General features: G+C 52.1%; 11 protein-coding genes. 4 read left to right on the top strand and 7 right to left on the bottom strand.

Going from position 1 to position 9,089, the window contains the following annotated elements:
- Positions 1-23: 23 nt before the first annotated feature.
- Genes OXF42_04445 through OXF42_04455 form a run of 3 tightly spaced genes read left to right on the top strand, consistent with a single transcriptional unit; the run spans position 24 to position 3,434 of the window.
- Positions 24-1,235, top strand: a complete 1,212-nt coding sequence (locus OXF42_04445) for an ABC transporter permease (GenBank protein MCY4047342.1) — start codon at positions 24-26, stop codon at positions 1,233-1,235.
- Entirely contained in the window at positions 1,228-2,307 is a 1,080-nt protein-coding gene (locus OXF42_04450; protein MCY4047343.1) for a glycosyltransferase, read from the top strand. Before OXF42_04445 ends, OXF42_04450 begins: the two co-directional genes overlap by 8 nt.
- A complete protein-coding gene (locus OXF42_04455) occupies positions 2,304-3,434 on the top strand; it encodes a glycosyltransferase (GenBank protein ID MCY4047344.1) in 1,131 nt (376 codons plus the stop codon). The genes OXF42_04450 and OXF42_04455 overlap by 4 nt, the downstream gene beginning before the upstream one ends.
- On the opposite strand, the gene OXF42_04460 is transcribed toward OXF42_04455, so the two are convergent.
- From OXF42_04460 to OXF42_04485, 6 genes are all read right to left on the bottom strand, one after another.
- Positions 3,427-4,740, bottom strand: a complete 1,314-nt coding sequence (locus OXF42_04460) for an oligosaccharide flippase family protein (protein ID MCY4047345.1) — start codon at positions 4,738-4,740, stop codon at positions 3,427-3,429. The genes OXF42_04455 and OXF42_04460 overlap by 8 nt on opposite strands.
- A gap of 112 nt (positions 4,741-4,852) precedes the next feature.
- Positions 4,853-5,164, bottom strand: a complete 312-nt coding sequence (locus tag OXF42_04465) for a transcriptional regulator (protein ID MCY4047346.1) — start codon at positions 5,162-5,164, stop codon at positions 4,853-4,855.
- Positions 5,155-5,514, bottom strand: coding sequence for a type II toxin-antitoxin system RelE/ParE family toxin (locus OXF42_04470; GenBank protein MCY4047347.1), 360 nt, complete (start codon positions 5,512-5,514; stop codon positions 5,155-5,157). Before OXF42_04470 ends, OXF42_04465 begins: the two co-directional genes overlap by 10 nt.
- A 70-nt stretch (positions 5,515-5,584) precedes the next feature.
- Positions 5,585-6,172, bottom strand: coding sequence for a hypothetical protein (locus OXF42_04475; GenBank protein ID MCY4047348.1), 588 nt, complete (start codon positions 6,170-6,172; stop codon positions 5,585-5,587).
- Between the two features lie 72 nt (positions 6,173-6,244).
- Positions 6,245-6,571, bottom strand: coding sequence for a hypothetical protein (locus tag OXF42_04480; protein ID MCY4047349.1), 327 nt, complete (start codon positions 6,569-6,571; stop codon positions 6,245-6,247).
- On the bottom strand, positions 6,561-7,253 hold the full coding sequence (locus tag OXF42_04485; protein ID MCY4047350.1) for a nucleotidyl transferase AbiEii/AbiGii toxin family protein: 693 nt from the start codon (positions 7,251-7,253) through the stop codon (positions 6,561-6,563). Before OXF42_04485 ends, OXF42_04480 begins: the two co-directional genes overlap by 11 nt.
- Positions 7,254-7,400: 147 nt before the next feature.
- Here OXF42_04485 and OXF42_04490 point away from each other — a divergent pair, with 147 nt between their 5' ends.
- On the top strand, positions 7,401-8,144 hold the full coding sequence (locus tag OXF42_04490) for a class I SAM-dependent methyltransferase (protein ID MCY4047351.1): 744 nt from the start codon (positions 7,401-7,403) through the stop codon (positions 8,142-8,144).
- 21 nt (positions 8,145-8,165) lie between these two features.
- Here the strand turns inward: OXF42_04490 and OXF42_04495 are convergent.
- On the bottom strand, positions 8,166-9,089 hold a 924-nt coding region (locus OXF42_04495; protein MCY4047352.1), incomplete at its 5' end, for a glycosyltransferase.

Here is a 9,089-nt window from a genome sequence, read left to right on the forward strand (position 1 = left end):
TCTGTTATAATCAGCGCTGAAACATGCAGTCTTTCAGGTCTCTGATAATCGCCTACCGGGCAATTATGTCCAACAAGGCGCGTTCCGCCCTCACCTCTCTGGGCGTCATTATCGGCGTGGCGGCGGTGGTCTCTCTGGTGTCAACAACACAGGGGGCGAGCAGAATGATAGGCGAGCAGTTTGAGCGGCTGGGCGGCAAGTCCATGCTTATTCAGACCGTGCGCCCCAGCGGGAACCTGTTGCGGTTTTCAAGCGCAAAACCCCTCACGGCGCGAGACGCGCAAGCCCTCCGGGAGTTGCCCGGCGTGCAGTTTGTCTCCGAAATCATAGACACCACCGAGACGGTTGTTTATTCAAAAAACCAGTGGCGGGCGCGGGTGGCGGGCGTCTCGCGCGACTTCACTTTCATCAACGACTGGTTTCCGCAGGCCGGAACTTTTTTCAGCCGGGATGACACAGAGAACGCCCGCCCCGTGTGCGTGCTGGGGCAGACGGTGGCGGAAAAACTGTTCGGCTCTCCCACGGGCGGAACGGGGGCAAAAATACGGGTGGGCAATCTGACCTGCCCAGTGGCGGGCATCATGCAGAAACTTGGGACAAAACCCAGCGGCTCCGATCAGGACAACATAATCCTTATGCCCTACTCAACCGTTCAGAAACGACTGCTTTCCGTAAAGAGCATATCAAAAATATCGCTTGCCGTGCGCGACCCCGAAGCAATGGAGGAAGCCACCGCCGCAATCACCGCGGAGCTGCGGAAAACCCACGGCATAGCGCCCGGCGAAAAGGATGATTTCGCCATCAGAAACAACGCCCGCAACCTTGAGCGCATAGCGACCGTAACAGGCATATTGAAGGTGCTGCTGCTCAGCATAGCGTCCATATCGCTTATTGTGGGCGGCGTGGGAATTATGAATGTGATGCTGGTTTCGGTGAGCGAGAGAACCAAGGAGGTCGGAATCAGAATGGCAATCGGGGCGCGGCGGAGCGACATTATGAAGCAGTTTCTTGTTGAGTCTCTTTCGCTTTCCCTCGCGGGCGGGCTCATAGGGATAATTCTCGGCGCGGGCGTTTCAAAAGTCGCCTCTTTCTTCACGGGCTGGCCTGCGGAAATATCGGTCTCCGCAATTGTGATAGCGTGCTGCTTTTCGGCTCTGGTGGGAGTTGCCTTCGGTTTGTATCCGGCGCGAAAGGCCGCGATGCTCAACCCCGTTGAAGCGTTAAGGCATGAGTAGCGCCCCCTCAATCGTTTTGACCCTGCCCAACCTGCGGCTCGGCGGCGCGCAGAGGCAGACGGTCGCCATGGCCAACGGCCTTTGCAGGGCGGGCTTTAAGTGCGCGGTTTTCGCGCTTGGCGGCGGAGAACTTGAAAATGAGACGGACGGGAACGTGAGGGTTGAGGTCGGGGGGGTGTTTTCGTTTCTCCAAATGTTGAGAAGGGAAAGGCCGGACATCCTTTATTCACGGCACTGGACAAAAATACTCAACACGGCGGCGGGGAAAATCCTCGGAATTAAAACCGTGTGGACGGAGGGAAACAGCGTTGAGTTTCTCAAAAAGAACCGCCCGGCAAGTTATTTCGCTCACAGATTGTTCGCCCGCCATGCGGACTGTTTTACCGCCATTTCGCGCGGGCTTGCCGCCGAGTGCGGCGGATATTACGGGCGGGGCGATGTGCGGGTGATATACAACGGCATTGACACGGAACTGGCGGAAAAAAGAAGCGCGGAGACGCAAAGCCACAAGTGGCTTGCGGACAGAACATCGCCGCTTGTGGTGTCTGTCGGGCGGCTTGTCAGGCAGAAGGGTTTTGACACGCTGATAGACGCCTTTGCGATTTTGAGGAAAACCGCGGACGCCCGCCTTCTGATAGTGGGGGACGGCGGAATGAGGGACGGCTTGAAAGGGCAAATCAAGCGGCTGGGGCTTGAGGATGCGGTTTGTCTTGCGGGCGGCAGGGCAAATCCGTATCCGTTTATCGCGGCGGCGGACATATACGCGCAACCGTCCGTTTATGAGGGGTTTGGAAACACGTTGCTGGAGGCCCTGTCGCTCGGCAGGCCGTGTGTTTCAACCGATTACCGTTTTGCCGCAAACGAGATAATTGAGGACGGCAGAAGCGGCTTGCTTGTTCCCGTGGGGGGAGCGCAGGAGATGGCGGACGCAATCCTGCGGCTGATTAAAGACCCCGCGCTTGCGGGCCGGATATCCGCCGCCGCAAGGGAGCGGGCGGAACATTTCAGCGCCGGGAAAATGACGGAGAACTACTCTGCGCTTTTCAGGGATTTGGTTGGAGAGGGAAAATGAGGGTGATGATTGTTGCCGGGCATCTCCGCATCGGGGGCGCGGAGAGGGCGGTCGTGAACCTTGCAAACGGACTGTGCGGGCGGGAAAACACGGAAGTTTGCGTGTTCCTGCTGAAAAAGGAGGGGGTGTTGCTTGGAGAACTTTCGCCCGAAGTTAAAGTGGCGGAGGCGCAAACTCTGTCTTCTCTGAGACCTCTGAAATTTGCCGCAAAGGTTTTGTCGCTCCACCTTGCCGCAAAGAGTTTCAAGCCCGATGTCATATACACACGCGCCACAAGTATGAATTTGGCGGTCGGGATAACCGGGCGGATGACGGGAATTCCAACGGTAATGGCGGAGATGAACAACCCGGCGGCGCGGATGGAGGAAAGCAGGTATGGGAAACGGCGGAATTATCTGGTTTTGAAAACCGCCAGAATGCTTTCGTCAAAAGTGGTCGCCAACAGTTCGCAACTTGCGGAGGCGACACAGCGGACCTTCAATCTGAGATCAAAGCCGCATGTAATTTATAACGGCATTGATATTGAACAAATTGAGCGGCAGGCAACGGAAGAGGCAAATCATCCGTGGATATTAGACAGGCAAACGCCGCTTGTCGCGTCTGTCGGACGGCTCGTCAGACAGAAGGGTTTTGAAACCCTCATAAATGCGGTTGCGATTTTGCGGGAAACATCAGATGCCCGGCTGGTGATAGTCGGGGACGGTGATATTGGAGACGGACTGGAAGAGCAAATTAAACGGCTGAACCTTGAAGATGCGGTTTGCCTCGCCGGAGAGCAGGCAAACCCGCACCCCTTTATAAAGGCGGCGGATGTGTATGTTTCTTCATCAGTTTTTGAGGGATTCTCAAACAGTTTGCTTGAAGCAATGTCCCTCGGCATTCCCGTAGTCAGCACAGACCACCAATTTGGCGCAAATGAGATGATTGAAGACGGCAAGAGCGGGTTGCTTGTTCCGGTCGGGGACGCGGAGAGTATGGCGGGCGAAATTGAACGGGTTTTGAAGGATGGCAATTTAAGGCAAAATCTCGCTACGGGAGCAAAAGAGCGGGCGAAAAACTTCACGATTGAAAAAGCCGTTGCCGAACACAAAAAACTGTTTCGGGAAATCGCCGGAAAACCTACATAAGGCGCTCTCTTTTCTTGATCTCCATAAAAAGAAAAGCGGCCATAGGCAAAAGAATCACAAGCGGGGCGAATCTGGCAAACGCCGCCCCTTCAAGAGCATAGGCGGGAGTGAGCAGAAACAGGGCGGCGGCATAAAGCACGGCGCCGCCGGACTGTAGAAACGCTCTGAACCATGCCCTTCCCAGCGCAAGATAGGCGCTTGGAATCCAGAAGGAAAAACCGGACAGCAACTCCGCCGCAAGTATGATTCTCATTGCGTTTGCCGCGCCCGTGTATTCGGCGCCGAAGAAGATTGTAATAATCTCATCGGCAAAGATAAAACCCGCCGCGCCTGCGGGAACGATGATTTTCAAAAGCAATTTTGTTGAGTAGGAAACCACCTTCCTGAAATCCGCGTATGAGCGTTGCTCCTCAAGCCGGACAAGAGCGGGATACAGCGCCCTTGTAGCCGGGGTTACGACCCTTCCGATTATCTTTGAGAAAACCGCCGCCGTTTTGTAAAGACCCGAAGCCGAACTGTCAAACAGGTTTCCGAGAACCAGTACGGCAATGTTTTTGTCAAAAACATTGCCGATAAAAGCGGAGTAGGTTGAACTCAAAGTGAACGAAACAACACCTCTCATCTCGCCTTTCACGGCTCCAAGATTGGCAAAAATCCATCCGCCCAACCCCTCATCCCGCAATGTGCGATGAATGAAAAACTGAAATATGACAGAGTTCACAAACCCCGCCGCAACATGCGCGGCAAGGACGCCTTTAATGCCCGTCCCTCCGATTAGGGCGGCGGCAACGAACAAAAACCTGATTCCGGTCGCAGTCACCGTTAGTGTGGTAACCCGCTTAAATTTCTGGAAAACGACCAGAAGAGATTGGGAATTTTTATTCAGCGTAACAACAAGCAGGTAGAAAGAGTAAATAACGACTAACTCAACCGCGCCCTCCGATTTGATGAAGAACTCATTGGCAACCCCCGCAAGCAGAACCGCCACTGCGAAAGCCGCCGCCCCTGAGAGAAAATCAACCAGATAAAAGAACTTCACAAAAGAGAGTGTCTTCTCCTTGTCATTCCTCTCCCGATACATTCCCACATACTTGACGATGGGCTCTTTGATGTTCAGGTCAAGCAACCCGTTGACGATTCCCACAAAGGAGATGACCAGAGCAAAAACGCCAAACTGTTCAAGCCCCAGAAAGCGGGCGAGAATAATGGTTTCCAGACCCGCAAATACGGACCTTCCCATCTCACCGCTGAAAAGCCATGAGGCGTCTTTCAGAAAGTTTTTCTTTTCACTGTTTGGTTTTGACATGGGTTCACCGCCCGCTACAGCAACGGACAGCGTATTATAACACTCAACACGTCACGCCCCCGCCAGATTCCGAGGGAGTCAGAAACGGCTTGTGCAGACGACCTAGGCGATTTCACTCTGCGAGAACGCGGGGTTCCACGCCTTCGTGCTTGTGCAGAGACGCAAGAAGTTTTGATATGTTATTCAAACTCGGATTCCCGGAAGGGCGCAACATTCTCATCAAACTCTCCGGCTTCTTATCGGTAATCTTTGCCAATCCGTCAAAGCCGATGGTCGCCATTATGTAGTCCCGCAGAAACAGTTTGGCAATGTCCGCCTCACCTTTCGCAAAATGTTCCACCGCCTCGGTGAGCAAACCGACCCGAAATTCGGTGTCTCGCTTTGCACGCTCCATTACAGTCTCAGAAAAATCTCTCAATGCCATTGGGTTTTTACCTCCTTTCCCTTTCCTGCTTTGTATTCTTTCCAAAGTTCTTTGGCGACCTTCACATCGCGCGTCTGCCTCTTCTTGGTTCCGCCTCCGAGCAGTATAATTAACCTTTCCCCGTCTCTGCCGAAGTAAATCCTGTATCCGGGACCAAACTTTACTTTGTATTCACCAACTCCGCCGCCCAGAAATTTTGCGTTTGAGAAATTGCCCTTCTGCATCTTGAAAATCGCTCCCTGCACCTTCAAACCGGCAATGTGGTCAAGACTGTCAAACCATGACTTGAAAGGACTTTTGCCATCTTCCTCCTCATACTGAACAACCTTTACCTTGCCTGTCAGTAACATATACGCACTCTCTCGTCAATCGTCAAGATAATTACCGCTTTCAAATTCAGGATGCCGGTGCAGAAAATTCTTATCCGGCATCGGCGGAATTCCCTTCTTCCAGCAAGCGTTTGAGATATTTCTTCGTGGCGGCTTTCCCGTACGCCCGCGCGGCGCGGCTGACTTTTGTGGCGCCCAGTTCCAGCGCCTTGCGGGCTATTGCGTCTTTGAGCGCATCGCGGTCTTCCGCCAGCAAATCCATGTTGTTCACAAGATCCACCAGCAGAAACGGCTCGGTAACTTTCCCGGGAAATTTTCTGTTCTTCAGAAAGTAGTATTTTTGCCCGTCAAGACAGAAACGACCGTCGCGCTTGCGGTTGTAAACAAGCCGCTCATTATACAGTTGCGTCGTTCCCACTCCCAGAGTGTTGTAACTGTTGAGGGAGACCACCAGAAAATCATTGTCTTTCAGAAAGGCTTCAATAATTTTGCGCTCGTCGGCGGGAACATTGCCAAAAGCGGACTTCCGGGGACGGTAGTAAACACCGGCCATAGGCTTCCTCAATTCATCGGCTTCAACCAGTTGCCGCAGATAACGGTCAGCGGCGCCGGAGAGCGCCGCAATATCCGCCCGCCGGTACACCCGACCGGGAATTAAACGCCGTTTCAGTTCCTTCAATGCCTGCATGTGCGGTAATTTTAGACTAAATTACATAAATTGCAACAGTTTGCGCCGCCGGACGGGAAACCCTCAAAAGCCGGGCCAGCGGATGGTTTTACTCTCAGGAATGTCCGGAAACCTCACCGGGTAGGGTTTGGCATCCGGACTGCCGAACAGCATCAGACCCCAATACGCCCAGCACTTTCGGGGAAACAAGCCCGGAGGGGCTTTAATGTAGGCATCCCGCTGTTGCTCCACCGGAAACTTGCGGAGCATCCATACGATGTCCCGCACACCCCCCCGCGCCATTACTTGGGAGATGAATAGAGGCGTATTGCTTACAACTTCATCGGGCGGCGTATACCAGTTGACCCGCTTGGCAACTTCAAGCGCCGTTTTTCGATCTTCATTTGTCATTACGGCCTCTGAGGGTGGATTGTATCGGACCTCTTGGTTGAACAACAGGCAATTCAGTAAGGTCAACCGCTTGAACGGCATTTTGAATATCGTTCCGCTTGTCTTGCGAAAGCGGTTTGTCAAGATCATCAAAATAAGACAGCGAGTAAAGCGTTGAATGAGGGTCAAACGCCTCGCCATAAATCGCGGCGGCAAATGAAAGACCGTCAGTCAAAGTGTAATCCGTCATCTCAAGCACGGCCCATATATCAAAGTAATCTTTGAATGTCGCCCGCGATTGAATGGTCGCGCACTTGCAACCGAAAACATCGCCTACGGACGCCACTGATATTCCGTTGTCCGCCTGAACTGCATCAAATACAGCAAGCATGTCCGGCGACAGCCCTCCGAAAAAACTCAGGCTGATATTGCTGTCAAGCAATGCGACACAAAGCGTGTTGGCATCCGTCCGTTCTATCATCGCCCCTTTCAGCAAGTTCAAACTGTTGAGAAGCCGTTTCGGGTCAAACGGTTCCGAACTGAAAAAATCAAAATCCTCGCTTTGGCGATGTCCCAGATGTAAAGCAAGCGCAGTGCCGCCGTAAAGAACGAAGTCATCCGGCACCTCCCGCAATTCAGGCCACAAGTTGCGCTGGTCGGGCGGCAGGCAGTCAAGACGGGGAAATGTGAGATTGGTTGACATTGAAACAACAGGACAAATCTTCTGAATTATACCTTCAGGAGATAGCCCTCTCAACCTGTATTCCTTGAAAGCCCGTGTGAGTTTGCCCGGCAAAGAAGTGGCGAAACTGCGGGCGGGAAGGAGTAAACCCTGTTATAATCGGGGTTAATGGACAATCCATACAAGAAATATGACAGCAATTTCTACAAGGAATTTGACAAAGAAGGGTTTGCCCACTCAGCGGAGCGGGTTCTCTCTGTTGTGGCTGAATCCCTGCCGCCAATCAAGTCGGCGGTTGATGTCGGGTGCGGAACGGGGTATTGGCTTCAAACACTGAAAGCAAACCACCAAACGGAAACCGTAAAGGGGATTGACGGGCGCTGGGTTGACCGCCAATATCTCAAAATTCAGGAAGAGGATTTTCTTGAAGCGGATATGGCTAAAGCACTCCCCGATATGAAGCAAAGATTTGATCTTGCTATCAGTCTGGAAGTCGCGGAGCATCTGCCGCCGGAAAGAGCAAACGAATTTGTCAACTACCTGACCACCCTGTCGGACTTTGTTCTCTTTTCCGCCGCTACTCCAATCCAAAGCGGAACCAATCACCTTAACGAACAATGGCAGGACTACTGGGCGGACATATTTGAGAAAAAGGGATACGTCCCGTTTGACATCATCAGGCCCAAGGTGTGGAATGACGGCAAGGTAGTGGGACAATACAAGCAAAACACGGTTCTGTATGTGAACAAAAATAAAACGGAAGAGGTTAATGCCCCATATATTACACGGGAAGAGTTGATGCTCTCGGTCGGTCACCCGTGCCACCTGAACATTACGATGAAAACCATCTTTTGGAGAGGCACTCTGAGAAAGGCGTTGAAGAGATCATTCAAACGAATCTTCAGACTTTAGAAGCCTGAAACAGAGGCAACTCTACTTCAATCTTTTATAGAGATCGTAACAGTCAAAAACCGCTTTCAGTTGTGTGTCATTCCGTCCGCCGTGAAGATTCAGTCTGCCAAGGGCGGACACCTTCGCAGTTCCAAGTCGCACGGGTTCTTTGCCCTGAATTTGAAAGACTCTCTTGCCTTGTAGGAGACACATGGCATTAAACCACACATCATCCGCATGAGGGGCGAGTTTCAAAAACTCCTCCGCCTTCAACACCTCTTCACCAAGAACGCCGGGAGGATATAGAACTCCTCCGGTTCCGGTAAAAAACAGATTCTTTCCGTTGTCTTCCGAAGAATATGAAAGCGGCCAGTTTTCGTAGGGTTCAAGGTCACCTTTGGAAGTAACTCCCATTATTTTGCTTCTTCCGCAATAGGCAAAATCCGGTCCGTTTTTCAAATACGCTTTATACAGTTTCTCTATGGTGTCGGAATGGTAAAAAACATCATCATCTATGGTTATCACTATGTCATCGGGAAACTGTTTGATGGAATGGATAAGTTTTCTGTAAGACCCCGTATCCTCGCAAAACCGAATTTCCAGCCCTCTTTTTTGAAGATCATACAACGGCAAAGGAAGGTTTTCCCAATCAAATCCCGCAAACTCCTCCGCCTTGTATGTCTTGGAGAGCCACAGGACTATCCTGTCCGGCTTAACCGTTTGCCTCATGACGCTTTCTATCGTCAGGTGAACAAGGGAAAGGCGGGAGGGAATGGATGTCAGAGAAATCGTTATCTTGGGAACTCTCGGAGACCCGTTCAAACCGTAGGAGCGAGAGGCGCGGTTCGGCATAACAAGCAAGGAGAGAACGGCGCGGACAATCTCCGCTTTTACCCTCCATCCAAGTGACTTTATAAGGAGTTTCAGTCGTTCCATAGCAACAGATGGTGTATTATAACACTCTAC

This window comes from Candidatus Dadabacteria bacterium (assembly GCA_026708565.1).
Classification (GTDB): Bacteria; Desulfobacterota_D; UBA1144; order Nemesobacterales; family Mycalebacteriaceae; genus Mycalebacterium.